Source organism: Bradyrhizobium sp. TM102 (genome assembly GCF_009176685.1).
In the GTDB taxonomy this organism is placed as follows: domain Bacteria; phylum Pseudomonadota; class Alphaproteobacteria; order Rhizobiales; family Xanthobacteraceae; genus Bradyrhizobium; species Bradyrhizobium ottawaense.
Map to the genome: position 1 here is coordinate 2,449,601 of NZ_AP021855.1, position 26,051 is coordinate 2,475,651.

Annotated in this window: 23 protein-coding genes and 1 tRNA gene; 12 read left to right on the forward strand and 12 right to left on the reverse strand. The window is 63.5% G+C overall.

Annotated features, from left to right (window positions below):
- Positions 1 to 153: 153 nt before the first annotated feature.
- From GDN70_RS11530 to GDN70_RS11545, 4 genes are all read right to left on the reverse strand, one after another.
- Entirely contained in the window at positions 154 to 1,464 is a 1,311-nt protein-coding gene (locus tag GDN70_RS11530) for an ABC transporter substrate-binding protein (protein WP_028145396.1), read from the reverse strand.
- Positions 1,465 to 1,631: 167 nt separating this feature from the next.
- Positions 1,632 to 4,142, reverse strand: a complete 2,511-nt coding sequence (uvrA, locus tag GDN70_RS11535; RefSeq protein WP_152102536.1) for an excinuclease ABC subunit UvrA — start codon at positions 4,140 to 4,142, stop codon at positions 1,632 to 1,634.
- Between the two features lie 167 nt (positions 4,143 to 4,309).
- Complete coding sequence (locus GDN70_RS11540; RefSeq protein WP_173015784.1) at positions 4,310 to 5,494, reverse strand: calcium-binding protein; 1,185 nt, start codon at positions 5,492 to 5,494, stop codon at positions 4,310 to 4,312.
- 283 nt (positions 5,495 to 5,777) lie between these two features.
- Positions 5,778 to 7,025 carry an SMP-30/gluconolactonase/LRE family protein gene (locus GDN70_RS11545; RefSeq protein WP_038947578.1) on the reverse strand — a complete coding sequence of 416 codons (1,248 nt, stop codon included), beginning with the start codon at positions 7,023 to 7,025 and terminating at the stop codon, positions 5,778 to 5,780.
- Positions 7,026 to 7,324: 299 nt separating this feature from the next.
- Between GDN70_RS11545 and GDN70_RS11550 the strand changes: the two genes are divergently transcribed.
- The 5 genes from GDN70_RS11550 to GDN70_RS11575 all read left to right on the forward strand — a co-directional run bounded on the left by GDN70_RS11550 (position 7,325) and on the right by GDN70_RS11575 (position 12,905).
- Positions 7,325 to 7,588 (forward strand): hypothetical protein, encoded by a 264-nt coding sequence (locus tag GDN70_RS11550; protein WP_038971177.1) that lies wholly within the window; start codon positions 7,325 to 7,327, stop codon positions 7,586 to 7,588.
- A 1,476-nt stretch (positions 7,589 to 9,064) separates the two neighbouring features.
- Positions 9,065 to 10,627, forward strand: a complete 1,563-nt coding sequence (locus tag GDN70_RS11560) for a 2-isopropylmalate synthase (protein WP_028144432.1) — start codon at positions 9,065 to 9,067, stop codon at positions 10,625 to 10,627.
- 222 nt (positions 10,628 to 10,849) lie between these two features.
- Positions 10,850 to 11,854, forward strand: a complete 1,005-nt coding sequence (locus GDN70_RS11565; RefSeq protein ID WP_028144433.1) for a TRAP transporter substrate-binding protein — start codon at positions 10,850 to 10,852, stop codon at positions 11,852 to 11,854.
- Positions 11,855 to 12,063: 209 nt separating this feature from the next.
- On the forward strand, positions 12,064 to 12,672 hold the full coding sequence (locus GDN70_RS11570) for a Spy/CpxP family protein refolding chaperone (RefSeq protein WP_028144434.1): 609 nt from the start codon (positions 12,064 to 12,066) through the stop codon (positions 12,670 to 12,672).
- Positions 12,673 to 12,829: 157 nt separating this feature from the next.
- A tRNA-Lys gene (locus GDN70_RS11575) sits at positions 12,830 to 12,905 on the forward strand.
- Positions 12,906 to 13,380: 475 nt separating this feature from the next.
- Here GDN70_RS11575 and GDN70_RS11580 read toward each other — a convergent pair.
- The 7 genes from GDN70_RS11580 to GDN70_RS11605 all read right to left on the reverse strand — a co-directional run bounded on the left by GDN70_RS11580 (position 13,381) and on the right by GDN70_RS11605 (position 17,305).
- On the reverse strand, positions 13,381 to 14,169 hold the full coding sequence (locus tag GDN70_RS11580) for a 3-hydroxybutyrate dehydrogenase (protein WP_038973595.1): 789 nt from the start codon (positions 14,167 to 14,169) through the stop codon (positions 13,381 to 13,383).
- A 65-nt stretch (positions 14,170 to 14,234) separates the two neighbouring features.
- Complete coding sequence (locus GDN70_RS11585) at positions 14,235 to 15,026, reverse strand: acetoacetate decarboxylase (protein ID WP_038973596.1); 792 nt, start codon at positions 15,024 to 15,026, stop codon at positions 14,235 to 14,237.
- A 34-nt stretch (positions 15,027 to 15,060) separates the two neighbouring features.
- Entirely contained in the window at positions 15,061 to 16,230 is a 1,170-nt protein-coding gene (locus GDN70_RS11590) for a patatin-like phospholipase family protein (protein ID WP_152102537.1), read from the reverse strand.
- Between the two features lie 151 nt (positions 16,231 to 16,381).
- A complete protein-coding gene (locus GDN70_RS35365) occupies positions 16,382 to 16,666 on the reverse strand; it encodes a hypothetical protein (protein ID WP_193374899.1) in 285 nt (94 codons plus the stop codon).
- A 40-nt stretch (positions 16,667 to 16,706) separates the two neighbouring features.
- Positions 16,707 to 16,925, reverse strand: a complete 219-nt coding sequence (locus tag GDN70_RS11600) for a hypothetical protein (RefSeq protein WP_038951218.1) — start codon at positions 16,923 to 16,925, stop codon at positions 16,707 to 16,709.
- A gap of 18 nt (positions 16,926 to 16,943) precedes the next feature.
- A complete protein-coding gene (locus GDN70_RS34900) occupies positions 16,944 to 17,102 on the reverse strand; it encodes a hypothetical protein (protein WP_167456562.1) in 159 nt (52 codons plus the stop codon).
- Positions 17,099 to 17,305: a hypothetical protein gene (locus GDN70_RS11605; protein ID WP_038973599.1), complete on the reverse strand. Its 207-nt coding sequence runs from the start codon at positions 17,303 to 17,305 to the stop codon at positions 17,099 to 17,101. Before GDN70_RS11605 ends, GDN70_RS34900 begins: the two co-directional genes overlap by 4 nt.
- 176 nt (positions 17,306 to 17,481) lie before the next feature.
- On the opposite strand from GDN70_RS11605, the gene GDN70_RS11610 reads away from it, so the two are divergent.
- The 3 genes from GDN70_RS11610 (at position 17,482) to GDN70_RS11620 (ending at position 18,900) form a co-directional block, all read left to right on the forward strand.
- Positions 17,482 to 17,775, forward strand: a complete 294-nt coding sequence (locus GDN70_RS11610; RefSeq protein ID WP_038973600.1) for a hypothetical protein — start codon at positions 17,482 to 17,484, stop codon at positions 17,773 to 17,775.
- Positions 17,776 to 17,779: 4 nt separating this feature from the next.
- Complete coding sequence (locus tag GDN70_RS11615) at positions 17,780 to 18,217, forward strand: hypothetical protein (RefSeq protein WP_050995754.1); 438 nt, start codon at positions 17,780 to 17,782, stop codon at positions 18,215 to 18,217.
- A 65-nt stretch (positions 18,218 to 18,282) separates the two neighbouring features.
- Positions 18,283 to 18,900 (forward strand): TetR/AcrR family transcriptional regulator, encoded by a 618-nt coding sequence (locus tag GDN70_RS11620; RefSeq protein WP_240536551.1) that lies wholly within the window; start codon positions 18,283 to 18,285, stop codon positions 18,898 to 18,900.
- Positions 18,901 to 18,919: 19 nt separating this feature from the next.
- On the opposite strand, the gene GDN70_RS11625 is transcribed toward GDN70_RS11620, so the two are convergent.
- A complete protein-coding gene (locus tag GDN70_RS11625) occupies positions 18,920 to 19,582 on the reverse strand; it encodes a TetR/AcrR family transcriptional regulator (RefSeq protein ID WP_038951224.1) in 663 nt (220 codons plus the stop codon).
- A gap of 207 nt (positions 19,583 to 19,789) precedes the next feature.
- On the opposite strand from GDN70_RS11625, the gene GDN70_RS11630 reads away from it, so the two are divergent.
- Genes GDN70_RS11630 through GDN70_RS11645 form a run of 4 tightly spaced genes read left to right on the forward strand, consistent with a single transcriptional unit; the run spans position 19,790 to position 25,981 of the window.
- Positions 19,790 to 20,650 carry a sensor histidine kinase gene (locus tag GDN70_RS11630; protein WP_152103684.1) on the forward strand — a complete coding sequence of 287 codons (861 nt, stop codon included), beginning with the start codon at positions 19,790 to 19,792 and terminating at the stop codon, positions 20,648 to 20,650.
- Complete coding sequence (locus GDN70_RS11635) at positions 20,647 to 21,759, forward strand: efflux RND transporter periplasmic adaptor subunit (protein ID WP_152102538.1); 1,113 nt, start codon at positions 20,647 to 20,649, stop codon at positions 21,757 to 21,759. Before GDN70_RS11630 ends, GDN70_RS11635 begins: the two co-directional genes overlap by 4 nt.
- Positions 21,756 to 22,832 (forward strand): efflux RND transporter periplasmic adaptor subunit, encoded by a 1,077-nt coding sequence (locus GDN70_RS11640; RefSeq protein ID WP_097669176.1) that lies wholly within the window; start codon positions 21,756 to 21,758, stop codon positions 22,830 to 22,832. Before GDN70_RS11635 ends, GDN70_RS11640 begins: the two co-directional genes overlap by 4 nt.
- Complete coding sequence (locus GDN70_RS11645) at positions 22,829 to 25,981, forward strand: efflux RND transporter permease subunit (RefSeq protein ID WP_152102539.1); 3,153 nt, start codon at positions 22,829 to 22,831, stop codon at positions 25,979 to 25,981. The genes GDN70_RS11640 and GDN70_RS11645 overlap by 4 nt, the downstream gene beginning before the upstream one ends.
- Positions 25,982 to 26,051: the final 70 nt, after the last annotated feature.

The following is a 26,051-nucleotide window of genomic DNA, read 5'->3' on the forward strand; positions in this document are numbered from 1 at the left end:
GAGGGTCGATCGCGCGCAGCGCGAGCGGGGCGGGGTGATCTCTCCACACGGGCAGTGTTCATGTGGAGAGATCACCCCACCCCGCCACGCATTCCGCTTCGCTGCATGCGTAGCGACCCTCCCCCTCCAGGGGAGGGTGGGAGCAAGCCGCCTCTACGCCCCGTAGGTCGAGCCCTTCGGCAGCGGGAATACCGGGTCTTGCGTCCTGATGTTCGTCGGCCACACCACCGAGATGTGCTCGCCCGCGTTCTGCATCACCACCGGCGTCGAGCGTTCGTTCTGGCCGGACAGCGGCGTGCCCGGCGGGAAGAATTTGACGCCATAGCCCTGGATGGTGCCGCCGGCGGGGATGTCGACGTCGAGCGCGGCCTTGCGGATCGCCTCCGGCTCGAAGCTGCCGTACTTCTCCTTGGCGACAGGCAGCACGTTGTTGAGCAGCACCCAGGTCTGGTTGAAACCCATCGAGCAGTGCGGCGGCACGTCGGTGGCACCGGTCTTGGTCTGGTAGCGCGAGACCATGGTCTTGATCAGCTCGCCCATGCCCGGCGCGAGTTTCGCCGCATCGAGCAGCTGCGCCGGCACCGGGTCGATGTTGCAGAAATTGTCGATGTCGGGGCCGAAGGTGGCGCGCAGCTTGTCGAGCTGGCTGTAGCCGGCGCCGGCGCCGAACAGCATCTTGAAGCGCAATCCGCTCTCGCGGGCCTGGCGCAGGAACAGGGTGATGTCGGGGTTGTAGCCGGCATGCGAGATCACATCGACCTTGGCCCGCTTGAGCTTGGTCACGAGCACCGAGAGGTCGGGCGCGGACGCCGAATAGCCCTCGCGCATCACCACCTGGATGCCGGCCTGCTTGGCATAGGCCTCGTCGGCGGCGGCGACGCCGACGCCATAGGGGCCGTCCTCGTGGATCAGCGCGACCTTGACGTCCTTTGCCTCCATGCCGAGCTTGGCTTGCGCATGCTCGGCGATGAAGCCGGCAAAGGCCTGGCCGTACTGGTCGGAATGGATCTGCGCGCGAAACACGTATTGCAGATTCTTGTCCTTGAACACGGCGGTCGAGACCGCGGTCGTGATCCAGAGGATCTTCTTCTGCTGCTCGACCTTCGCCGCCATCGGCACCGCATGCGCGCTGGAATAGACGCCGTTGATGATGTCGATCTTTTCCTGGCTGATCAGCCGCTCGGCCTCGTTGATGGCGACGTCGGCCTTGCTCTGGGAATCCGCCGCGACCGGCACGATCTTGGTCTTGCCGCCGATGCCGCCCTTCTCGTTGACGAGGTCGATGGCGATCTGCGCGCCGACCGAGGAGGCGACCGAGCCGCCTGCGGCGAAGGGACCGGTGAGGTCGTAGATCAGGCCGATGCGCAAATTCTCGGCCTGCGCCTGGGCCCTGGTCCAATCGAGGCTGAGTGTGGCGGCGGCAGCCGCCGTACCCTTCAGCAGCTGCCTGCGTGAAGTCGGCATCCTATCCTCCCTCAAAAACCGTCTTATGATTGGTTGTTATCTTTTTGCGAAGTATGGGGAGCGGGATGGCGGAAAGTCAACATCGCGAAAGTCGGGTCTGTCAGCTGCGCCATGGAACGCAATTGCGAAATGACCGCGAGGCGACCGCATCCGACAATCGTCGCGCGCTACTGCTTCAAGCGCCGCGCCAGATAATGCGCGGTCTTTCCGCCGGCCTTGGCAACCTGGTCCGGTGTTCCCGATGCGACGATGCGGCCGCCCTCGTCGCCGGCACCGGGGCCGAGATCGATGATCCAGTCGCTGTGCGAGACGACGTCCATGTCGTGCTCGACCACGACCACGCTGTTGCCGGTGTCCACGATCCGTTCGAGCTGGGCGATCAGCCGCTCGACGTCCCGTGGATGCAGCCCGGTGGTCGGCTCGTCCAGCACATAGAGCGTATGGCCCCGTTGCGGACGCATCAGCTCGGTCGCCAGCTTGATCCGCTGGGCTTCGCCACCGGACAGTTCGGTGGCGGACTGGCCGAGGCGGATATAGCCGAGGCCGACCTCGCGCACGACCGAGAGCGACCGGTTCAGCGCGGCATCGCCCTCGAAGAACTCGAAGGCCTCGTCGACGCGCATCGCCAGCACATCCGCGATGGATTTGCCGCGGATTGTCACCTCGAGCGTCTTGTCGTTGTAGCGGGCGCCCTTGCAGGTCGGGCAGGGCGCGTAGACGCTGGGCAGGAACAAGAGCTCGACACAGACGAAGCCTTCGCCCTCGCAGGTCGCACATCGTCCTTTCGCGACATTGAACGAGAAGCGTCCGGCATCGTAGCGGCGGGACTTTGCCTGCGGCGTTGCCGCGAACAGTTTTCGGACATGGTCGAACAGGCCGGTATAGGTCGCAAGATTGGACCGCGGGGTGCGGCCGATCGGCTTCTGGTCGACGACGACGAGGCGGTTGATTTGGTCAAGGCCGGCAACGATCCTGCCGCCCAACGTCTCGACCGTCGGGGCCAAGCTGTCGTCATCGGCGTCAGCGGCCAGCGTATGGCCGAGATGCGCGGCAACGGTATCGACGAGGAATTGGCTGATCAGGCTCGATTTGCCGGAGCCCGACACGCCGGTGATGCTGGTGAGAATGCCGAGCGGAATATCGACGTCGAGACCACGAAGGTTGTTGCGGGATACGCCGCTGAGCTTCAGATGGCCCTTCGGCTCGCGGCGCGCCGTCGGCAGCTTCTTGCGCGGACGTCCGAGGTAATGCGCGGTTCGCGATTGCTCGATGTTACCGAGCCCTTCCGGCGGCCCGCTGTAGAGGATGAGCCCGCCGCCGTCGCCGGCGTCGGGGCCGACATCCACCAGCCAGTCGGCGTGGCTGATCACCTCGATCTCGTGCTCGACCACGAAGATCGAGTTGCCGGCGTGCTTCAGCCGGTCCAGCGCCCGCAGCAGCGCCTCGGTGTCGGCGGGATGCAGGCCTGCTGACGGCTCGTCGAGCACGTAGACGACGCCGAACAGGTTCGAACGAACCTGCGTCGCAAGGCGCAGCCGTTGCAATTCGCCCGGTGACAGCGTCGGCGTGCTGCGCTCGCAGGCGAGATAGCCGAGGCCGAGGTCGAGCAGGACGGCGAGCCGCGCCAACAGATCCTCGCAGATGCGCCTGGCGACGACGGTCTTCTCCGTCTTGTCTGTCGAGGCCTTTGCGAACGGCTCGACCAATTCCTGCAATTGCTTGAGCGGCAGGTGCGACATCTCGGCGATGTTGAGGCCGGCGAACCTGACCTTGAGTGCCTCGGGCTTGAGCCGGGTGCCGTGGCAGGTCGGGCAATCCCGCGTGATCATGAATTGCGCGACGCGGCGCTTCATCATCGCGCTCTCGGACTTGGCGTAGGTTTGCATCACGTAGCGCTTGGCGCCGGTGAACGTGCCCTGATAGCTCGGCTCTTCCTTGCGGCGCAGGGCGCGTTTGACCTCGGCGGCGTCGTAACCGGCGTAAACAGGCACGGTCGGCTGCTCCTCGGTGAACAGGATCCAGTCGCGGTCATTTTTGGGAAGTTCGCGCCAGGGCTTGTCGACGTCGTAGCCGAGCGTCGTCAGGATGTCCCGGAGGTTCTGCCCTTGCCAGGCGCTCGGCCAGGCCGCGACGGCGCGCTCTCGGATCGTCCTGGTGTCGTCGGGCACCATCGACTTCTCGGTCACGTCGAGCATCCGGCCGATGCCGTGGCAGGTCGGGCACGCCCCCTCGGGCGTGTTCGGCGAGAACGCTTCCGCATAGAGCATCGGCTGTCCCCGCGGGTAATCGCCGGCGCGGGAATAGAGCATCCTCAGAAGGTTCGAGATGGTGGTCACGCTGCCCACGGATGACCTTGTCGTCGGCGCCCCGCGTTGCTGCTGGAGCGCGACGGCGGGCGGCAGGCCCTCGATGTCGTCGACTTCAGGGACTTGCATCTGGTGGAACAGTCGCCGGGCGTAAGGCGACACCGACTCCAGATAGCGCCGCTGCGCCTCGGCGTAGATCGTTCCAAAGGCGAGCGAGGATTTCCCGGAGCCCGACACGCCCGTGAACACGACGAGGGCGTTGCGGGGAATGCGAACGTCGACGTTCCTCAGGTTGTGCTCGCGCGCGCCCCGGACGTGAACGAAGCCGTCGTCCTGGGTCAGGCTCTCAGTCTGCTTTGGTCGATCATCCATCTCGCGCCTCTAACCCAGACGGGGGGTAACGACAAGATCGCAGGATGGGTCCTCCGGTGCCAGCGTGGGCTTTGGTTTCTGCACAAAGCGAAGGCCCGCCGCGGTAAATGCGACGGGCCCTGCTGGATGTGTTGGCTTGCCGGTGCCGACCGGACTCTCGCCGCACCTCAGACGATGAAATCCCTGGCGTTGAGATCGGCGGCGTGGATGCCGTCCAGCGTGATCGTGTCGTTGGCGGTCAGGTGGATCACCGCATTTCCGGCGTTGTCGTCGCTGATCAGGCTTTTCAGCTCGGCCCAGCCTGCAAAGTCGTAAGCGTGGACGTCGATCACATCGTGCTCCCGCGCCGTGCTGCCGGCCGCCTTGTTGCCCTGGTTGAAATCGTTGATCACGTCCTGGCCCGAGCCGGCGTTGAACACGAACAGATCGTTGTTCGGCCCGCCCCAGAGCTGATCATTGCCGCCTCCGCCGTTCAGGAGGTCGCGGCCGCCGGTGATCGAGCCGGCCGCGGCGGGAGTGTAGATGCGTGCATCGCCATACATCCAATCGCCGCGATCGCTCCCGTAGAGGGTATCATTGCCACACTGTGCGTTGCCGGACATCTGCGAGGCATCGCCGACGAGCGCGATGGAGGTCGAATCGGGATTGCCGGCGACGGCTGCGATCAGGATGTCGTCCCCGCCGCGGGCATTGTCGCTCATGTAGCCGCTGTCGCCGAGGAGCGATGCGCCGCCGGACCGCGCAGCGGCGCCGACGGTATAGATGAGGATGTCATTGCCGCCGCGTGCATCGCCGCTCATGGTCACCAAGGCATCACCGGATATCGACGCGTTGCCAGAGAATCCGGCCTGGACCACGCTGACGATGTCGTTGCCGCCTTCAGCGTTGCCGCTCATGAGCGATCCGGAATCGCCGCTGAACGCGCCATACGATCTGTCGCCCATCTCTGCCGTGATGAGGTCATTGCCGCCCTTGGCATCCCCGGTCATGGCGATCTCGGCGTCGCCCGAGAGATAAACGTTTGCATAGGTCGCGTTCGACGCCTCAACATGCAGCATGTCGTTGCCGCCATGGGCTTGATCTGACATGATCTGCGCGTCGCCATCAAAAGACACATAGGGCAAGCGACCCTCGACCGTCGCAACCAGAAGGTCGTTGCCGCCATGCGATCGGCCGTTCAGGATCGCCTCGTCACCGACAAACAGCAGGCTGCTGGGCCCGTCATCGACCGTTGCGATCATGATGTCGTTACCGCCGTGGCCGCCGACCGGCAGGCCGGGGTCTCCGAACGCGATCACGAGTTCCTGGCTTCCAACGCTGACGATGATCGTATCGTTTGGCATACGGCGCATCGCGTAGGCTCCCGGTCCATGTCAGGCGCGGATCGCGGCGGACATCATGTCCGCGCACCGCGCTGCGGCCATGCCGCGTCACGTATCTTCTTTGGTTTGATGGCGGAGATTGGCCCGCGGCGCAGCTTGATTGCGGCCGAGGAGCCGCATCGGAGGATGCGCGTCCGCAGTGCCGTAGGGTGGGCAAAGCGAAGCGTGCCCACGATCCCTTTGATACGGAACGAGATGGTGGGCACGGCGCTTTGCGCCTTTGCCCACCCTACGATAGCGGTGCACTCTCGCCTCAGCCGGGCCCTGCGCCTTGCGTCGCCGTGAACACCGCGTAGAGCGACTGGCTCGCGGCCATGAACAGGCGGTTGCGCTTGGGACCGCCGAAGGTGATGTTGCCGCACACCTCCGGCAGGCGGATGCGGCCGAGCAGCTTGCCCTCCGGCGACCACACCGTCACACCGCTGTAGCCGACGGCGCGGCCGGCATTGCTGGAAGCCCAGACATTGCCGTTGACGTCGCAGCGCACGCCGTCCGGCCCGCACTTCACGCCGTCGACCACGCAATCGCTGAACTTCTTGAGGTTGGAGAGCTTGTTGTCCCCGCCGACATCGAACACGAAGATCTCGCCCTTGCCGCCGGGGCCGGTATCGCCTGGCCCTTTGCCGGTCGAGGCGACGTAAAGCTTCTTGTAATCAGGCGAGAAGCACAGTCCGTTCGGATCGGGGACCTGCTCCTCGGTGACGACGAGATCGACGCGGCCGGAGGGGTCGATGCGATAGCAATTGGTCGGCAGCTCGCGCTTGCCTGGCTGGAAACCGGCCGGCTGTCCGATCCGCGGATTGAGCTTGCCGCCCGCATTGCTCGGACCGCCCGCCGCATCCGGCTCGCCTTCGTAGAGCTGACCGCCATAGGGTGGATCGGTGAACCAGTAACTGCCGTCGGGATGCGCGACGACGTCGTTCGGCGAGTTCAGCTTCTTGCCGTTGTAATTGTCGCAGAGCACGGTGGCGGTGCCGTCGTGCTCATAGCGCGTCACCCGGCGAGTCAGGTGCTCGCAGGAGAGCTGGCGGCCCTGGAAGTCGAAGGAGTTGCCGTTGGAATTGTTGGACGGCGTGCGAAACACGCTGACGCGGCCGTCGTCCTCGCTCCAGCGCATCTGGCGGTTGTTGGGAATGTCGCTCCAGAGCAGATACCTTCCTTGCGCGCTCCACGCCGGGCCCTCCGCCCACAGCACGCCGGTATAAAGACGCTTGATCGCGGTGTTGGGCTGCGCGAGATCGTTGAAGGAGGGATCGACCGCGATGATGTCGGGGTCCCAGAAATAAGTGGTCGGCGCGCCGTGGGGGCCGAAATCGCGCGGCGGGGTGGTGATGGTGGTCGGCGGTGCGGCGGGTCCGGTCTGGGCCAGCGCGGGGCCGGCGACCGTGGCTGCGGCGCCAAGCGCAAGCCCCCGGACAAGCGTTCGTCGTGAAAGCGCAGCATCCTGGTCATGCTGCTCGTGGTCACGAGCCGTGTGGTCACGAGCCTCTTGGCGTGTCATCGCGTCCTCCCAATGATGTTCGCTGGCCGGTTGATCCGGCCGAGCAACCGGAGGTTAATGCGGTCCGGCGCCGGTTGCGAGGGGTGGAATCGGATTCGCGCCGGTCTCAATCCTGTCATATTCGGATGCACTCCGCGTCCGCCTTGTGCCGTTTGCAAGGCGCGAAAATGTTCCGCGGATCGAAGCAAAAATTTGCTTGCGGCAAAGCGCGGCAAGCCGCCCATTCGGCGAAGTTCAAGCCTTGATTTTGCGCTGATTGCCACGCAGAACCCCTCCGGGGGCGATGGACGGAGTTGATTGTGGCTGGCGTCATCGTATTGATCGTGTTGCTGGGAATCGCGTTCGCGGCCGGCTATTTCACGCGTGAATTCATCTCCAACAAAAGACGCGCCGAAGCGCGTCGCTGGCGCGAATATACCGAGCCGGATTGGCTTCCCGCCAACGCGCCCGCCAACACCAACGAGATCCCCAGCGCCATCACGGCCATCCCCGTGGTCACCGGCGAGCTCGGCCAGATGCTGAACCGCTGGGAAAGCAGGGCCCGCGCCCGCCGCGCGGGATAGGGCGAAGTTCGGAAGTGCCAGTAGCCCCGATGAAGCGAAAGCGTAATCCGGGGCCGCTCGCCCGGCATTCGCACCGTCCCGGATTACGCTGGCGCTCCATCCGGGCTTCGCGACCGAGCCTGTGTCGCCCTCTGTCAATGCGCCTCGCCAAAAATATTCCACTTTACCGAAATTCGGTTTCGGCGTATGTGTTGCCCATCCCGGCTCACCAAGAGGGGCGATCATGTGTCGTCACGCGTCGCGAGCCGGGCTTGCGGTGGACGCGGCAGCGTCGGCACGAGAGGCGCGGGCAGGGCGGGTAGTCCCTGTGAGCCCGAGGCTTCGTGCGACGAGCGGCGCTGCTAGGCTTCGTCTCGTCTGTAAGTTTCCGGCTCCGTCGACGGGGCCAGGAAAAACTGCGGCGAAATGGCGGGCCGTGCGTACGGCAAAACCGTGTGGTCCTGGCCGTCGTTGCTACGGTCAAGCCTTTCGCGGAGATGCGAGCGAGCCCAACCGGGCGGACTGCATCATCCAATTCGCGGGGCGAGGGAGGCCAGAAGGAAAGTTCGGCTCCCGGGAGATCACGGCATAAGCCGTCCGACCATCGCGCAGGGAAGGCCGAGTGATCGGCACCACCTGTATGCTGCTGTGCGGTTCTTTCTGCGTGTGCATTTCGCGCAGCGGACCGCGGGTGCGAGCCAGCACCCGGCCTTCCCTGCGCCCTCTTGGATTGGAGGGTGGAGAGACCAAGCAAAGCTCGGGCGAAATCCGCCGCGAGGACGCGAAGGTGTGTTTGCGAGCTGAGCTGCGTGCCACAAACTCGATATCGTAGGGTGGGCAAAGCGCAGCGTGCCCACCATCCTCGCACCGCGATTGAATTGGTGGGCACGGCGCTGTGCGCCTTTGCCCACCCTACGGCACTGCACGCTGGGATGTGCATTGGAGCATCGCAATGACGGTGTCGAGAAAGCGTGCGCCAGATTCCGCTCTCGTGCCCCGGACGCAGCGCAGCACGAAGTGGTGCGCTGCAGAGCCGGGGCCCATCCATCCGCATCGTGCCGTGCCGCCCCTGGGTCCCGGCTCTGCGCAGCAACGCTTCGCGTTGCAGCGCGTCCGGGACACGAGACCCTGCAACCAGGTCAGGTTCCCTGACCATCTTTTGGCGTTGCAGTTGCTGCTATTTCTCGTCTAGAAACGGGTCACTGAGCCTCCCGGCAACCAACCGTCAACGGTTTTGACCGAGGATTTGGGGCTCAAAAGGGTCTGGCAATGCTGATTCGCGGCCAAATTGATGGGATTTCGGGGGAGGTGGCTCTGGCCGCCGCCACGATCCCGGCCGCGCTGCTGCCCACCCTCCTTATTGGCGGCCTTCTTCTTACTTGCCCCTGAGGGCCGGCTGGGCGCGACGCGCCTGGGCACTCAGGGGTTGGTCGAGATCACCGGACACCTCAAGCGCCCAGCAGACTGACGGCGCAAAAGCTCAAAAGGAAATTTGCAATGGTCCCCGCGAACAAGTCCGACAAGGACCGCGTCATCATTTTCGACACCACCTTGCGCGACGGCGAGCAGTGCCCCGGCGCCACCATGACCTTCGAGGAGAAGCTCGAGGTCGCCGAGTTGCTGGACGATATGGGGGTCGACGTCATCGAAGCCGGCTTCCCGATCACCTCGCAGGGTGACTTCGAAGCTGTGAGCGAGATCGCCCGCCGCTCGAAGAATGCCGTCATCGCCGGCCTGTCCCGCGCCCATCCGGCCGACATCGACCGCTGCGCCGAAGCGGTGAAGTTCGCCAAGCGCGGCCGCGTCCACACTGTGATCGCGACCTCGCCGTTGCACATGCGGGTGAAGTTGAACAAGACGCCGGAAGAAGTGCTGGAGACCTCGGTCGCCATGGTCGCCCGCGCCCGCAACCAGATCGACGACGTCGAATGGTCGGCCGAGGACGGCACCCGCAGCGAGATGGACTACCTGTGCCGGATCGTCGAAGCCGTCATCAAGGCCGGCGCCACCACGGTGAACATCCCCGACACCGTCGGCTACACGGTGCCGGAGGAATACACCCACTTCATGAAGACGCTGATCGAGCGCGTGCCGAACTCGGACAAGGCCGTGTTCTCCGTGCACTGCCATAACGACCTCGGCATGGCGGTCGCGAACTCGCTGGCCGGCGTCGTCGGCGGCGCGCGCCAGGTCGAGTGCACCATCAACGGTATCGGCGAGCGCGCCGGCAACGCGGCGCTCGAAGAGATCGTGATGGCGATCAATGTCCGCAACGACAAATTCCCGTACTGGAACAAGATCGACACCACCCAGCTCACCCGGGCCTCCAAGGTGGTGTCGGCGGCTACCTCGTTTCCCGTCCAGTACAACAAGGCGATCGTCGGCCGGAACGCGTTCGCGCATGAGAGCGGCATCCACCAGGACGGCGTGCTGAAGGACGCCTCGACTTACGAGATCATGCGGCCCGAAATGGTCGGCCTGAAGCAGTCCTCGCTGGTGCTGGGCAAGCACTCCGGCCGCCATGCCTTCGTGCACAAGCTGGAGGAGATGGGCTACAAGCTCGGCCCGAACCAGCTGGAAGATGCGTTCACGCGGATGAAGGCGCTGGCCGACCGCAAGAAGGACATCTACGACGAGGACATCGAGGCGCTGGTCGACGAGGAGATGGCAGCGTCCCACGACCGCATCAAGCTGACCTCGCTGACCGTGATCGCCGGCACCCACGGTCCGCAGCGCGCGACCATGAAGCTGGACGTCGACGGCCAGATCAAGATCGAGGAAGCCGAGGGCAACGGTCCGGTCGATGCGGTGTTCAACTGCATCAAGCGCCTGGTCCCGCACGAGGCCAAGCTGGAGCTGTATCAGGTCCACGCGGTGACCGAAGGCACCGACGCGCAGGCGGAAGTCTCGGTGCGGCTGTCGCAGGAGGGGCGTGCGATGACGGCGCGCGCGGCGGATCCGGATACGCTGGTGGCTTCCGCCAAAGCCTATCTCGGCGCGCTCAACAAGATCGTCATGAAGCGCCAGCGCGACACCGTGACGACCGCGGCGGCGAGCTGACGAACATAGTTCGTCATTCCGGGGCGATGCGAGAGCATCGAACCCGGAATCTCGAGATTCCGGGTCTGGTCCTTCGGACCATCCCGGAATGACGGTATTTATGATGAATACCTGCCCTGCTAACGGCCAATAGCGGCTGCGTCTCCCAGCCGCTATTGATGCTGTCGGCAAAAGGATTGGCCGCCCGCGCGCGGGCGGCTTAGATAATAACAGGGAGAGATTATGCGCACCTTCGCGATCGCCGCGTCCATCGCGGCACTGGCACTCGGACTTGCCGGGCCGGCATCGGCGCAATCGCCGATCATCATCAAGTTCAGCCACGTCGTCGCCACCGACACGCCGAAGGGCAAGGGGGCGGAGAAGTTCAAGGAGCTCGCCGAGAAGTACACCGGCGGAAAGGTCAAGGTCGAGGTCTACCCGAACTCGACGCTGTACAAGGACAAGGAAGAGCTCGAGGCGCTTCAGCTCGGCAGCGTGCAGATGCTGGCGCCGTCGAACTCCAAGTTCGGACCGCTCGGCATTCGCGAGTTCGAGGTGTTCGATCTGCCCTACATCCTGCCCGACCTGAAGACGCTGCGGAAGGTGACGGAAGGCCCGCTCGGCACGCGGCTTCTCAAGCTGCTGGATGCCAAGGGCATCACCGGCCTTGCCTATTGGGACAACGGCTTCAAGCAGATGAGCGCCAACAAGAAGCTGATCGCGCCCGTCGACTATCAGGGCGTCAAGTTCCGCATCCAGTCCTCGCGCGTGCTGCAGGCCCAGTTCAAGGCGCTCAGCTCGCTGCCGCAGGTGATGGCGTTCTCGGAAGTCTACCAGGCGCTCCAGACCGGCGTGGTCGACGGCCAGGAGAACACCTGGTCGAACATCTATACCCAGAAGATGCACGAGGTGCAGAAGTACATCACCGAGACCAATCACGGCTACATCGGCTACGTCGTGATCGTGAACAAGAAGTTCTGGGACGATCTGCCGGCCGACATCCGCGAGCAGCTCACCAAGGCGATGAAGGAAGCGACCGACTTCAGCAACGCGCAGTCGCAGAAGGAAAACGACGACGCGCTCGCCGAGATCAAGAAGAGCGGCAAGAGCGAGATCATCAAGCTCACCGGCGAGCAGGACGAGGCGATGCGCAAGGCGATGGAGCCGGTCTACAAGGACGCCGCAGGCCGCATCGGCCAGCCGCTGATCGACGAATTCCTCAAGGAAGCCAAGAGCACCACGAATTGAGCGCGACGAACTGATCGTTTCGAACGATGAACGAAGGCTTCCGTGCGGTCTGCACGGAAGCCTTTTTGTTGCGAATGATGTCCGATTGCGGCTGGAGGTAAAATCGGGCGTTACAGTCCTGGTAAGGGCGCGCTTCCTGTCCAAGTTGTAAGTTGCGGGTCAGCCGCGTCGGGCCCATCTTCAGGGACATCCTTCCAGAGGAGGTCCGGATGAGGAAGTTCACCATCGCCGCCATCGCCGTGCTCAGCATCGCCGGCTCGGGCGCGGTCTATGCCCAATATCATCGTCCGTGGATGGAGCACATCCGCCACATCCGCATGAACCCGGAAGACCGCGCCGCTTTTGTCGACGCGCGGATCGCCGCCGTCCATGCCGGGCTGAAGCTCAACGCCGACCAGGAGAAGCTGTGGCCGCCGGTCGAGGCTGCGGTGCGCGAATTCGCCAAGCTGCGCATCGACCGCGCCAATGCGCGGATGAATGCCGGCCCCGGCGATGCCGGCAAGGACGCCGACAGGCCGGAGGATCCGGTCGCCCGCCTGCGCCAGCGCGCCGAGGACATGGGCGCGACCTCGGCGGCCCTGAAGAAGATCGCCGATGCCGCCGACCCGCTCTACAAGACCCTGGACGAGGGCCAGAAGCGGCGCCTCGCCGTGCTGACCCGCCACCGCGGCCCGTTCGGCGGCGGCGAAGACGGCCCGCACCGCCACTTCATGGAACGCGGCATGGACCGCATGATGGAGCGCGGCATGGAGCACTTCCATCGTGACCGTTTCGACCGCGACGGCGGCGAGGGCCGGGATCGCGAGGGCCGGCTCTGAACGGGACTGGATTTTGCGACGATTGACCCTGGAGAAGCCGCTGGAATCCAGCGGCTTTTCGCTTTCTGGGGACTGTGGAAAAACCTTCATTGCATCGCTTGCCAGACCCGGATCGCTTTGCTAAACGACCGACCTCGCAAGGCACTAGCCGCCTTTCGGGCGCATAGCTCAGTTGGTAGAGCAGCTGACTCTTAATCAGCGGGTCCCAGGTTCGAGCCCTGGTGCGCCCACCAAATCAACGACTTAGCCAGCAAGACCGTTTGAGCAACTGATTTTTCAAACGGTCCTTTTGGAAAATGTGACCCACCAGCACTCGATGCTGTGGGGCGCGGCCTCGCTCCATAGATTAGGCAGTTCGCCCGCCTGAATTGCTACCGTCGCAGCAAAAAACGGTCTTGCGGCCCGAGCCCCGGCCTCAAGAGATGGCGACCGGGAAGGCGCCGCGATGTGTCCAATGATGGACTGGAGCGAGAGTTCAAGTGTTTCAATTGGTTAGGACGCGGCGCGTGCACGACGTGTGCACCGGGAGATCAAGAAAAAGCTTGCGAGAGCCAGTGTTAGCAGACGCTCAGAAGCGGAGCAGGGCACGTGAACTTGGCCGACGTGCGCGAGAAACGACTCGCCAGGGCGCGGGAGCTACGGGTGCGGGGACGAGCGGCCGCTGGTGCTGGCTTCAGGTTGGCGGCCTCCGATGCAGGACAGGCAGCCCTATGCGGCCGTCCAGCCGCCATCGATGGCGAGATTTGCGCCGGTGATCTGCGCGGCGTCGTCGCTGCACAGGAACAGCGCGAGCGAGGCGACTTGCTCAGCCGTGACGAACTCTTTCGTGGGCTGCGCTGCGAGCAGGATGTCACTGATGACCTCATCTCTCCTCAAGTTGCGCGCCTTCATCGTGTTCGGGATCTGCCTCTCCACCAGCGGGGTCCAGACGTAACCCGGGCTGATGCAGTTGCAGGTGATCTTCGACCGGGCAAGCTCCAGCGCTGCCGTCTTTGTGAGGCCCGCGATGCCATGCTTGGCAGCGACATAGGCCGACTTGAAGGGGGAGGCGACCTGCGAATGAGCCGAGGCCGTGGTGATGATGCGGCCCCAGCCGCGCCTCTTCATGCCGGGCACCGCTGCTCGGATGGCGTGGAATGCGGCGGACAGGTTGATCGCGATGATCGCATCCCACTTCTCGACCGGAAATTCTTCAATGGGAGAGACGTGCTGGATGCCGGCGTTGTTGATGAGAACGTCAACACTGCCGAAGGTGCTTTCGCCGAGCGCGATCAGGTCGACTACTTCTTTCGGCTTCGCCATGTCCGCGGGCGAATAGATCGCCTGGACCGAAAATTCGCTCTCGATTGCGGAGCGCTCCGTCTCGACGTCGGCCGGAGCGCCCATGCCGTTGAGCACGATGTTGGCGCCGGCGCCTGCGAACGCACGCGCGCACGCAAGGCCTATGCCGCTGGTCGAGCCGGTCACGACTGCCGTTTTGCCTTTCAGAATACTCATCTCAATTCGCTTGTTCTGTATGTTGGGTTAAAGCTCACGGGGGTGCTTGGTTGCGTGGAGCTTGGTCAGGTGACCAGACTTCGCTCCGAGGCCCGGAACGCACGTCGGCTTGGTTCCTGCAGATAGTCATGGGCCACTCTGCCGAGGCCGAGCGTGAGATCCGCACGGATGTGAGTTGCGGAGACGATTTCGAGCACCGGCAGATCAGCCACCGGTGCCAAGGCATGCGGCGTCAGCGATAGGGCTGCGGGCCCGGTCCAGGCCCCCTTCAGCGCAATCTGCTCAAGATGGTATTCGACGAGCTCGCAGATCCGCGGGCTGCCGTCGACATGCGGGATGATCTTGAGCAGGAAATTCGGCTCGCTCAGCGCGGCCTTGACCTGGCAAAGGTCGGCCTCCCGGTGCTTGTAGCCCATCGTACCCGTTGCAACCCGCAAGGGGCCGTAGTCCAGCGTGCCGATCAGGGTGTCGATTTCGGTTCGTAATGTCGGCTGGGCCAGCTTTTTCGGAAAGCCCCAGAGTTCGCGCCCGCCTGCAATCGGGCCTTCGTCGTTGAGGAACATGCAGTGCGTGTACCCGCCCTTGCGCCCTCGGAAGGAGACCGGGATGACCTGGCCACTTTCGGTGTAGTCGCCAAAGCCGTTCGAATCCGGCATGCGGATGAATTCATATTTGACGAGCGCTTCGCGTGCATCGAGCTCCAGTGGTTCAGGCACCACGGCGCGCAGCTTTGCCGGGTCGGTGCGATAGGTGATGATCAGGTATTCGCGGTCCACAAACCGATACGGTCCTGGCGTATAGGCCGGGCTGGTAAGCGGCATTGCAAAGGCACGCTTTCGTACTTCACTCTCACGCATTTGGTTCTCCCTGCAGCGGCCATGACGGCCGGACCTATTCGCGACCATCGTTCTCCAGGTCGAATGTAAAAACGCCGTCCGCGCTGGCGGGGCGTGTGAGCACCTCGGGATGTCGCAGCGTGCGGAGTGCATCGTGGTAACCGGCGCGCCAGTGATCCTGCATCGAAAGCCGGGAGAACTCGTAGTCCTTCGAGTGCCCTTCGTGATTGCGTGCGCGATAAATCAGGTGGACGATGTTGTAGACGTTGTGAGAGACCGCGGTGCTGAGGAGCTTCACGTCGTCATGTTCCTGAAGCTCTTCCGGAAGCCGGCCCAACAGGGCGGTGAGCGCACGTCGCAGGCGCTGCACACGCTTGAACTGATCGGTGCTTGCGCGCGTGCGGCTCGAATATTGAACCTCCTTTTGACGCGTGACGACCTCGGCCATGTTGCCCGGGAGCTGACCTTTCGCGCTCCAGAGATCGACCTGAAAGGCCAGCATGTCCTGCGGCGCACCCCAGTCGATCACCCATTGCAGCGGCGTATTGGACACCAGGCCGCCGTCCCAGTAATGCTCGCCCTCGATCTCCACCGCGGGAAAGCCCGGCGGCAGCGCGCCGCTCGCCATGATGTGCTCCGGCAGGATCGTATGGGTGCTGTTGTCGAAATAGACGAAATTGCCCGTTCTTACGTTGACCGCACCTGTACTGAAGCGCGTCATTCCCTCGTTGAGACGATCGAAGTCGACCAGGCGCTCCAGCGTGCTCTTCAACACACTTGTGTCGTAGAAGCTGGTCGCCTCGGTCGTTCCGCCGGAATGTAACCAGGGCATGAGGGGGCGCGCCGAGAAAAATCCGTTTGCGCCGCATGCCGCGGCAAGGCCGGCGCTCATCTGGTTGAGGACATTGCGTGCATTGTCGTTGCGCCGATCGAGAAGTGGATTTCCGGACCAATCCCAGGGCGCAGTGGAAGTCACTTGCGTCCAGAAATCGCGGAGCCGGTCAACACGGGACTCCGGCGGGTTGCCTGCGATGATCGCGGCGTTGATTGCGCCGATCGAAATGCCGGCCACCCAATCTGGATGGATGCCGGCTTCGGCGAGCGCCTCATAGACGCCCGCCTGGTAGGCCCCCAGAGCGCCGCCGCCCTGCAGCAGCAGGGCAATGCAATCGAATGGTAGCCGCCGTTGGGCGGCGGGCAGATGGGGGCGAGGCTGGAAGTTCATGACTTGGCTTGCTCTCGGGTGTGTGTTGATCGAGGCTGACGTCGTGCGAAGGCCTCGATAAAAAGAAACTATACGGTATAGTGTATATACGTGCGCATCGATCAAGCAACTCACGAGATCGTGCTTCAGCGGCAGATCAGCCAGTTGTCGGTTAGTGCTGAGTTGATCGCTGTCCGACCTTGGGCGGCTCGAGCATCACTTCCTTCAAGCGATCACCACTGGCGACCGGTCCTCTCAGCTCTGTGTGGATGCGGATCGGCGGCAGCGCAGAATGCGAGTCCGTGAGCCGGCTCGGCAAAGGTGCGGGCAGCACCCAATCGGCGGCCAGCAGCAGCAGGAGCAGCGCTCCTCCAACCGACAGAAAATAGGCCCGCAACGGAAGCTCGGGTTCGACAAGACTGTTCGCGTGTCTCGACAGCGCAGATTTCCTGCTCACGGCAGCCGGCTCCTGGACATGGACTGATTTCGTCTCACCGTCAGATGCCCCAGGGGCGGGGATGCCGGCGCGCGAGTTCGGCATCGAGATAGCCGCGCTCGTCGATCCAGTCGGCCGGGCAATAGGCCATCGCCTTCGGGTCGATCAGGTGCCCGTCGCGTTCGAGGGCCGTTCGCGTGCCGGTGAGTCCGGTCCACACTGAAGCGCCGGTGGCCGGCTCCACGTGCATGATGTCGAACACTTCGATGAAGTTGAGCATGTCGAAATTCCAGGATGCTCAGGCGGCGGAGGGGGAAGGGTGCTCGACCCCTTCAAGCGCGATGCCTCTGCGGACGAGTTCCAATTCGATCATGTCGAACATGCATTCGACTGGCGCGAGCCAGACGTTGACCGAATAGATGATGCAACCGCGAGCGAGCAGCAGTGCCGCGGTCATGCGAAGCTCCGTGGGCTGGCCGCATGCCGTACCGGGGCGGGCTCGCGATCGGCGAGCGCGTGCACCCAGGCGAGCACCGAGATGGTGAGACCCACCAGCAGGCTCACGCCCACGAGCGACACGGCCACGATCAGATTGAGCGACGCGACGGCAATCCCCGGCCAGGGATTTTCCCGTACCAGCGCCAAGAACAGGCTTGACATCTTCGACCTCCTAAATACACTACACCGTATATTTCAGATACAGCGCGGATCGCGGGATGTGTCAAGAGCTGAGACTCACAAGCCCGTGTTCGTCCTGGTTGGACGATGGGGACTTCGGAATGAGGCCGGGATTCCCCTTTCGGACAGCAGTGCCTCAACTTGAGAAGGGATTCGATATGTTCAAGAACCGACTGGTGCTCGCAGTCCTGGTGTTCGTTGCGCTGGGCGCCGAGGCTGCTTTCGCGCAGGAGGACCGCGGCACAGCCGAGCAGAGGGCGGCATGCGCGCCTGACGCGTTTCGCCTGTGCGCCGGCTACATCCCCGACGCCACGAATGTGGAAGCCTGTCTCAGGCAAAAAAAGTCAGAGCTGAGCGAAGCTTGCGGAGCCGTCTTCGAGCACGCAGCGGCCGCTGCTTCGGTCAAGACCGTGGGGTCGCACCGGTATCGTGGCACAAAAGATGAGGAATGATCGCATGAACACGATCTATTTTCCCGCTTTCGCCGCGTTCGGGGGCTCTGCCTTCGGAGCGATTTCCACGATCGTGACGGGATGGGTGACCCGTCGCCGCAGGGTCCGGGAGCGCCATCATGCCCACGCGGTCTCCAAGCGTGAAAAGCTGTATCGATGCTTCATCGAGGAGGCGTCCCGGCTTTATGCGGACGCGCTGACCAGCGACAAATCCGAGATCCCGGCATTGGTGAATTTGTATGCGCTGATCGGGCGCATGCGGATCCTGTCCAATGATGAGGTTGTCCATGCTGCGGAGCGGGCAGGGCGGCTGATCATCGAGACCTACCTTGCGCCGAACACATCGTTCGTCGACCTGCCGGGCTTCTTGGAGGAGATGGACCCGTTGCGCGAGTTCGGCGAGGCCTGCCGGCGTGAAATGCAGGCGTCCCCGTCACGTTGAGGCCGAACGTGCTCCAGGCACAGACTACCCGTCAGGTTGGATCGTCGTGCACCCACGAAAGAATTGTGCAGGCTGCCATTCGGCTGTACCGGGCCATCGGCTATCGGAAGACGACGGTTGCCGACGTCGCCCGCGGCGCGTCCATGTCCCCGGCAAACCTCTACCGGTTCTATCCTTCCCGCCAGGCGCTCGAAGAGGCAGTGGTGGCAGAATTGCTTGATGAGGTGTCGGCGGCAGCCGCAAGTGCACCTCGCCGCGGCGGCTCCGGCCTGGACCGCCTGAGCGCGACTCTCATCACGATCTCCCAGCGACATGAACACAGGCTGACACACGATCTCAGGCTGCACGAATTGGTGGTTGCCGCAGGACAGGCGAATTGGCCGATCGCCCTGTCCCACGCCGACGGGGTCCGCGGTCTCGTGCAGTCGATCATCGCGGCTGGGCAGGCGAGCGGCGAATTTCGAGCAGGGAGCCCGATGGTGCTCGCTTGCTGCCTGCTCGATGCGATGGATGCATACCTCAATCCGTCGCGCATCAAAGCGCATGCTCTTCGGCCGGCCTTCGGCGAGATGATGAGCTTTTGCGCCGAAGCGCTCAGCAACGCAGCGTCCGTTAACGCGGCGTCCTCTCAAGTGACCGGCATCCGGGTCGATTTGCTTTACAAGCCTGCCGGTCGAACCTAGCGCTCGACGGGTTGCCGGCTCACGGCGTCCAGTCCGCCTCACAGGCCGCAAGGAAAAAGCCGACCCGTTCGCGCACGAAAGACGGCAATTCCCGTCTCAGCTCCTTCGGTGTTTCTCCCACCAACGAACGAAACAGCATCGGCAACAGGATCAGATCCAGAAAGATCTGAGCGGTGGCAAGGCTTCGCTTCCCGGTGAAGGGACCTTTTGGAGAGCGCGCCAGCTTCTGCGTCGCTTCATTCAAGAGTTGGGAAACGGCGTTGACGGAGCGATCGCGCGCGGCATCGTGGACGTTGCGGCTCAATTCGGGGAAACGCTGCGCCTCGGCAATCGTGGCGCGAACCATGCCCAACGATTCTTCGATGACCTTCTCCACGACCGCGGTGCCGAGACTTGAGAGCTTGTCCTGAAGGGTGCGGCCCTCAGGCTCGAAGCCTTCGAAATCCGTCAGCCCAGTGATGGTGCGGGCCACCACCGCCGCGAACAGTGCGTCCTTGCCGGGGAAATGAGCATAGATGGTTGGCTTGCTCGCCGGCGCCAGCTCGGAGATGTCATCGATGCTGGCGCTGCGGTAGCCCTTCTCGAGAAAGAGTTGCTGAGCTGCATCGAGGATCCGAGCCTGGACGTCACCGGCCAGGTCTTTCGTTGGTCTGCCCCGTTTCGGGCTGCTCTTTTTTGTCATCCGTCGGTCTCCCAATCACGAGTCTGTGCGCACGCAGATCGCACTTGACACGCCCGGCGGGAAAAGGCAAGAAAAAGAAAATATACGGTATAGTTTATTTAATCGTCGCTGGGTCGGCAAAGACCTGCGACGGCTCCCGGATGGTCGAAGCCGCAAGGTGCGTTGGCCTCGCGATCGTCCGGTCCACCTCAGGAGATCACAGTGACCATGTTGAGCCCGGACCCGTACCGCCCACAAGACGGCATCCTGCTGCGCGAATTGCATCACAGGGTCGATAAAGGGATCGCCTCGGCGATCGATCTGGTCGCGGCTGCGGCCATCCGGGCCGACGGGGCGGAAGCAAAGGCCGCTTTGAGCGATGTGGTCGAGCTGCTCCACGGACATGCGGAGTTGCATCGGGCGCTTGCGGTGCCACAGCGCGATGCCCTCAATGACGCCGCGACATACGTTCGCAGACTGGGCTGCGCCATGCGCCAATCCTTGTTGGATCGAATGGGGATCCGGCTGGCATTCGCAACTGAGGCTCTCCCGCTTCAATCAGAGCGGTGCGGGCGGCTTGGCCTGATCGTCCACGATCTGATTGTAAACGCAGCGAAGCATGCGTATTTCGGCGCGCGCGCCGGCGAGATCAAAGTCAAGCTGACGCGCATTGGCTCGGTCGCGAACTGCGTCGTGCTGGATAACGGCTCGCGGCCGGGGCGGGCGGCCCCGGGCCGGGAGCTCCAGATCAGCAATGATCTTGCCAAGGGGCTCGGCGGACGGATCGAGCACGGCATAGCCGCCGAGTTCACGTCCGTCATTTTCTCATTTCACCTGAGCGAGCGGGAGCAGCAGGCGAGCTGGTCGATGGCGACGCGCCGCATGAGGTCGCCACGTCGGCTGAAGGCCAGGTCGTCCGTGGCGCCTGGCCCTAGCTCCGGCCTCTCGGATCAGATCGAGCGTCCGGCCGCCATGCGAACGGATCCAAATCTATTGCGAGCGCATCCGAGCGAACCGGTCTCGCTCAGCGGGGCCTCGGACGTCTTGGGCGGACTGCTATCACCCTCTCCCCGAATGGCCGCGCTATGAAACCGCGCTATTTCAACCATTCCAAGATCGGTCTGAAACCTCTCGGCGCCTTGGCGCTCGCGCTTGTCGCCGGCCCGCTCGGCGGGTGCGATAATCACGCCGCCATGCCCCCCGCGCGCGCGGCGTTCGTGCGCACGGAAATCGTGCAGCCCAGGGATCGGCAGTCCTTGATCACCTTGACCGGCGAGGTGCAGGCCCGCTTTCGGGCGGATCTCTCATTCCGCGTCAGCGGGCGTGTCCTCGCGCGCTATGCCGATGTCGGGACCCACGTGAAGGCCGGCGAAGTGCTGGCGCTTCTCGACCCGGCCGAACAAGAGGCCGATGTCGATGCCGCGACCGCCGCTGTTCTCGCCGCAGAATCGCAGCTGCGCGTGGCGAAGGCGACTTTCGAGCGGCAGAAGGCGCTGATCGCAAGCGGCTTCACCACGCGCACGGCCTACGACCAGGCGCAGGAGGGATTGCGCACCGCGGAAGGCGCGCTCGAAGCGGCAACAGCGCAGCTTGGAACCTCAAAGGACGCCCTCGGCTATACCGCGCTGCGAGCCGGAGCGGACGGCGTCGTCACCGGGCGCAGTCTGGAAACGGGTCAAGTCGTACAGGCTGCGCAACCCGTATTTTCGTTGGCGCAGGATGGGGAGCGGGATGCCGTCTTTGACGTCTATGAGTCCATTTTCCTCAGCAATGCCGATAGCCGCGACGTTTCGCTGGCGCTCGTCTCCGATGCGGGCGTGACCGCAGGCGGCCAAGTTCGGGAGGTTTCGCCGGCCGTCGACGCCAAGAGTTCGACCATTCGGGTCAAGGTGGCCATCGAGGATCCGCCTGCCGCAATGACGCTTGGAAGCCCCGTCGCGGGAACCGTGAAAGTAAAGGCCGAGCGGCAGATCGCATTGCCTTGGCGTGCATTGATGGCGGCCGATACCAGGCCCGCGGTCTGGACCGTCGATCCGGCGACGCGGACAGCCTCGCTGAAGCCGGTAACAGTGAGCGGCTACGAGGCCGGAGAAGTATTGATCAAAGCGGGCCTCGAGCCGGGCGAGCGCGTCGTCGTCGACGGCGGCAAGCTTTTGAGCGTGGGCCAGTCCGTGACTTATGAAGGAGACCGGTCATGACGAGCCGCGCAATGATCGTGGCGGGCCCACTTGCATGTGCGTTGGCACTTGCCGGATGTCAGCAGGAGACAAAGGCGCCCGAGCCCGTGCGGCCAGTCCAATCGGTGCTTCTCGAAGCGGACCGCGCAGACGATGCGGTGGCGGTGGGCGTCGTCGAGCCACGCTACAAAACAAATCTCGGTTTCCGCGTACTGGGACGCCTGACCACGCGACCTGTCTATGTCGGTGATCTCGTGAATGAAGGACAGACGGTGGGCGTCGTCGACCCCACGGTCCTTGAGCTCGCCGTTCGCGCGGCCAAAGGGCAGCTTGCCAAGGCCGAGGCGCAGTTCGCGACCATGAGAGCGACGGAAGAACGGCAGCGAACGCTCATCACGACCGACGCGACCACAAAGCAGACGTTGGATAACGCCGAGCAGGCGCGTGCCGGCGCCGAAGCAACGGTAGCTCGCGAACAGGCAAATCTGACCAAGGCGATCGAGCAGCTCGGCTATTCGCAGATCAAGGCCGATTTCGCCGGTGTGGTCACCGCAGTGGGGGCTGAAGTTGGCCAGGTGGTATCTCCCGGCCAAAGCGTGGTGACGATCGCAAGACCCGATATTCGCGAAGCTGTCGTCGACATCGGACAGGACTTTCCGTTGCCGCTGGAGGTCGGCCTGCCATTCACGGTCAGCCTGCAGCTCTTGCCCTCCGTTCAGGTGCAAGGGAGCGTTCGCGAGATCGCGCCGCAAGCCGATCCGGTGACGCGATTGAGGCGGGTCCGCATTGCGCTCAGTAATCCGCCCGAAGGATTCCGCCTCGGCGCGACTGTCACCGCGAAACTTGACAAGAGCCAAGGCGGGATATTGCGTCTGCCCAGCTCGGCGCTGCTCGCCAAGGACGGCGCAAATTTTGTCTGGATCGTCGATCAGCCCGCCAACACGGTCTCGCTGCACAGGATCGATGTGGCCGCAGACCAAACCGGCGCGCGCGTCACCGGCGGGCTCGCTCCCGGCACACGCGTCGTCACCGCGGGGATCCACAGCCTCAAGCAGGGACAGCAAGTCCGCATTGCACAGGATGAAATGCCATGAAACCGTTCAACCTTTCCGACTGGGCGCTCGGCCATCGTTCGCTCGTCTGGTATTTCATGATCGCCTTCATGGCGGCGGGCCTTTTTGCGTACCTTCAGCTGGGACGGCAGGAAGATCCTGACTTCACCATCAAAACCATGGTGATCCAGGCGCAGTGGCCGGGCGCCTCGCCTGAAGAGATGACACGCCAGGTCGCCGACCGGATCGAGAAGAAGCTGGAGGAGCTGGAATCGCTCGACTACACCAAGATTGTGACGGTTGCGGGCCAGACCACCGTCTTCGTTTATCTGCGCGACACCACAAAGGCTGCCGACGTTAAGCCGACATGGGTTCGCGTCCGCAACATGATCGCGGATATCAAGGGCGACTTCCCGCAAGGGGTGATCGGGCCCGGCTTCAACGACCGCTTCGGCGATGTGTTCGGCAACATTTATGCGTTCACCAGCGACGGGCTGAGCCAACGACAGCTGCGCGATGAGGTCGAGGACATCCGAGCCAAGGTCCTGACCGTGCCCGATGTCGGCAAGGTCGACATCCTGGGCGCGCAGGACGAGGTCATTTATCTCGAATTCTCCACCCGCAAGATCGCAGCCCTCGGTCTCGACGTCCACTCCATCATGGCGTCTCTGCAAGGGCAGAACGCGGTCACGCCGCCCGGCGTGTTCCAGGAAGGACCCGAGCGGATCAGTGTGCGAGTGAACGGCCAGTTCACGTCAGAGGCAAGCCTGAAGGCAGTCAATCTGCGCATCAACGATCGCTTCTTCCCCCTGACCGACGTCGCAACCATCACGCGCGGATATGCCGACCCGGCCAGGACGTTGTTCAGGTACAATGGCGAGCCGGCGATCGCGCTTGCCATCGGCATGAAGTCCGGCGCAAATCTGCTGCACTTCGGCGAGGCGCTGAAGGAGGAGATGTCGAAAATCACGGCCGACTTGCCGGTCGGGGTCGGCGTTCAACTCGTCGCCGATCAACCCATCGTGGTCGAGCATGCCGTGTCCGGCTTCACCGAGGCGCTGTTCGAGGCCGTGATCATCGTCCTCGGCATCAGCTTTCTCAGCCTGGGCATGCGCGCCGGACTCGTCGTTGCGATTGCGATTCCGCTGGTTCTCGCCATCACCTTCGTCGTGATGGCCTATGCCGGCATTTCGCTGCAGCGAATCTCGCTTGGCGCCTTGATCATCGCGCTCGGCCTCCTGGTCGATGACGCCATGATAGCGGTCGAAATGATGGTCGCGCGGCTCGAGGTCGGCGATCCCCTGGAAAAGGCGGCAACCCACGTCTATACCTCGACCGCCTTTCCCATGCTGACGGGCACGCTGGTGACCGTCGCCGGCTTTATTCCGATCGGGCTCAATAACAGCAATGCGGGTGAGTTTACCTTCACGCTGTTCGTTGTCATCGCGGTTTCCCTGATCGTCTCCTGGATCGTGGCAGTGCTGTTCACGCCGTTGCTCGGCGTCACCATCCTGCCCGCAAAAATAAAGGGCCATCATGAAGAGAAGGGGCGCGTAGCGCAGCTGTTCGCGCGTCTCTTGCTCTTCTGCATGCATTATCGCTGGATGACGATCGGCGTCACGGTTGCGGCCTTTCTGCTGGCGCTGTTCGGCATGAACTTCGTGCAGCAGCAGTTCTTCCCGTCGTCCGATCGCGCCGAGCTGGTGATCGACTGGAACCTGCCGCAGAACGCGTCGATCGCCGACTCCAATGCGCAGATGGCGCGCTTCGAACGCGAACAGCTTCAGGGCAACAATTCGGTCGATCACTGGTCAACCTATGTCGGCACCGGCTCGCCGCGTTTCGTCCTGTCCTTCGACGTGCAGACCGCCAACACCTGGTTCGGCCAGATGGTGGTTGTGACCAAGGGCGGCATCAAGGCGCGCGACCAGGTCAAGGCACAGTTCGAGGACTACCTGAAGAAGACGTTCCCCGGGACCGACACCTACGTCAAGCTGCTCGAAGTCGGACCGCCGGTGGGTCGTCCCGTGCAGTATCGCTTGAGTGGGCCCGACATCGCGAAGGTGCGAGATCTCTCGCAGAAGCTCGCCGGCATCGTGCGAAGCAATCCCGATCTCGGCAATGTCGTGTTCGACTGGATGGAGCCGGCCCGCGTCGTCAAGGTCGACGTTCTCCAGGACAAGGCGCGCCAGCTCGGCGTGACCTCGGAGGACATTGCCACGACCTTGAACTCCGTGCTCGAGGGCACACCGATCACGCAGGTGCGCGACAGCATCTATCTCGTCAATGTCACCGGACGTGCAACCGCGCCGGAACGTGCTTCCATCAACACGCTGCGCGATTTGCAGTTGACGGGGCTCGGCGGTCAATCCGTGCCGCTCGGAGCCGTCGCCAATCTGCGGTACGAGCTCGAGCAGCCGACGATCTGGCGGCGCGCACGGATCCCCACCATCACGTTGAAGGCCGGCATCGTCGGCAACGTGCAGCCCAAGACGATCGTGGACCAGCTCGCGCCGAAGGTGGCGGAGTTCAGCAAAGCGCTACCGGCCGGCTATTCGGTGATGATCGGCGGCTCCGTGGAGGAGAGCGCCAAGAGCCAGGCGCCGATCATGGCCGTCGTTCCGCTCATGCTCTTCGTCATGGCCACGGTGCTGATGATCCAGTTGCAGAGCTTCCATCGCTTGTTTCTGGTGTTCGCCGTTGCGCCGCTCGCCGTCATCGGCGTGGTCATGGCGCTCCTGCCGAGCGGCGCCCCGCTTGGCTTCGTGGCTATCCTCGGCGTGCTCGCCCTGATCGGCATCCTGGTGCGCAACTCCGTGATCCTGATCGTCCAGATCGAGGATTTGAGGAAGGAGGGGCGCCCGGCCTGGGATGCCGTTGTGGAAGCGACCGAGCATCGCATGCGACCGATCCTGCTGACCGCGGCCGCGGCAAGTCTCGCGCTGATTCCGATCGCGCGCGAGATCTTCTGGGGCCCGATGGCTTACGCGATGATGGGCGGCATCATTGTCGGCACGCTGCTGACGCTGCTGTTCCTGCCTGCGCTGTATGTGGCCTGGTTCCGCATTCACCCTGATCACAGCGATCACTCGTCCACGCATGAGCCCGCGGTGCCTTCTCACGATGATGCGCCTGCGTCGGAGCGGATATCCGTACTCAAACCCGAGCCCGTTCTCGAAACGCAGTTTTGACAAGAGGAAAGACCATGTCCCGCAAGACACTCCTGATACTGTCCCTCACTGCGACGCTCGCAGCCGTGAC

What these genes read in the sequence shown, in the direction of transcription:
- GDN70_RS11530 (WP_028145396.1), bottom strand. Translation starts at nt 1,464, where the DNA reads ATGCCGACTTCACGCAGGCAGCTGCTGAAGGGTACGGCGGCTGCCGCC.
- uvrA (WP_152102536.1), bottom strand. Translation starts at nt 4,142, where the DNA reads ATGGATGATCGACCAAAGCAGACTGAGAGCCTGACCCAGGACGACGGC.
- GDN70_RS11540 (WP_173015784.1), bottom strand. Translation starts at nt 5,494, where the DNA reads ATGCGCCGTATGCCAAACGATACGATCATCGTCAGCGTTGGAAGCCAG.
- GDN70_RS11545 (WP_038947578.1), bottom strand. Translation starts at nt 7,025, where the DNA reads ATGACACGCCAAGAGGCTCGTGACCACACGGCTCGTGACCACGAGCAG.
- GDN70_RS11560 (WP_028144432.1), top strand. Translation starts at nt 9,065, where the DNA reads ATGGTCCCCGCGAACAAGTCCGACAAGGACCGCGTCATCATTTTCGAC.
- GDN70_RS11565 (WP_028144433.1), top strand. Translation starts at nt 10,850, where the DNA reads ATGCGCACCTTCGCGATCGCCGCGTCCATCGCGGCACTGGCACTCGGA.
- GDN70_RS11570 (WP_028144434.1), top strand. Translation starts at nt 12,064, where the DNA reads ATGAGGAAGTTCACCATCGCCGCCATCGCCGTGCTCAGCATCGCCGGC.
- GDN70_RS11580 (WP_038973595.1), bottom strand. Translation starts at nt 14,169, where the DNA reads ATGAGTATTCTGAAAGGCAAAACGGCAGTCGTGACCGGCTCGACCAGC.
- GDN70_RS11585 (WP_038973596.1), bottom strand. Translation starts at nt 15,026, where the DNA reads ATGCGTGAGAGTGAAGTACGAAAGCGTGCCTTTGCAATGCCGCTTACC.
- GDN70_RS11590 (WP_152102537.1), bottom strand. Translation starts at nt 16,230, where the DNA reads ATGAACTTCCAGCCTCGCCCCCATCTGCCCGCCGCCCAACGGCGGCTA.
- GDN70_RS11600 (WP_038951218.1), bottom strand. Translation starts at nt 16,925, where the DNA reads ATGCTCAACTTCATCGAAGTGTTCGACATCATGCACGTGGAGCCGGCC.
- GDN70_RS34900 (WP_167456562.1), bottom strand. Translation starts at nt 17,102, where the DNA reads ATGACCGCGGCACTGCTGCTCGCTCGCGGTTGCATCATCTATTCGGTC.
- GDN70_RS11605 (WP_038973599.1), bottom strand. Translation starts at nt 17,305, where the DNA reads ATGTCAAGCCTGTTCTTGGCGCTGGTACGGGAAAATCCCTGGCCGGGG.
- GDN70_RS11610 (WP_038973600.1), top strand. Translation starts at nt 17,482, where the DNA reads ATGTTCAAGAACCGACTGGTGCTCGCAGTCCTGGTGTTCGTTGCGCTG.
- GDN70_RS11615 (WP_050995754.1), top strand. Translation starts at nt 17,780, where the DNA reads ATGAACACGATCTATTTTCCCGCTTTCGCCGCGTTCGGGGGCTCTGCC.
- GDN70_RS11625 (WP_038951224.1), bottom strand. Translation starts at nt 19,582, where the DNA reads ATGACAAAAAAGAGCAGCCCGAAACGGGGCAGACCAACGAAAGACCTG.
- GDN70_RS11630 (WP_152103684.1), top strand. Translation starts at nt 19,790, where the DNA reads ATGTTGAGCCCGGACCCGTACCGCCCACAAGACGGCATCCTGCTGCGC.
- GDN70_RS11635 (WP_152102538.1), top strand. Translation starts at nt 20,647, where the DNA reads ATGAAACCGCGCTATTTCAACCATTCCAAGATCGGTCTGAAACCTCTC.
- GDN70_RS11640 (WP_097669176.1), top strand. Translation starts at nt 21,756, where the DNA reads ATGACGAGCCGCGCAATGATCGTGGCGGGCCCACTTGCATGTGCGTTG.
- GDN70_RS11645 (WP_152102539.1), top strand. Translation starts at nt 22,829, where the DNA reads ATGAAACCGTTCAACCTTTCCGACTGGGCGCTCGGCCATCGTTCGCTC.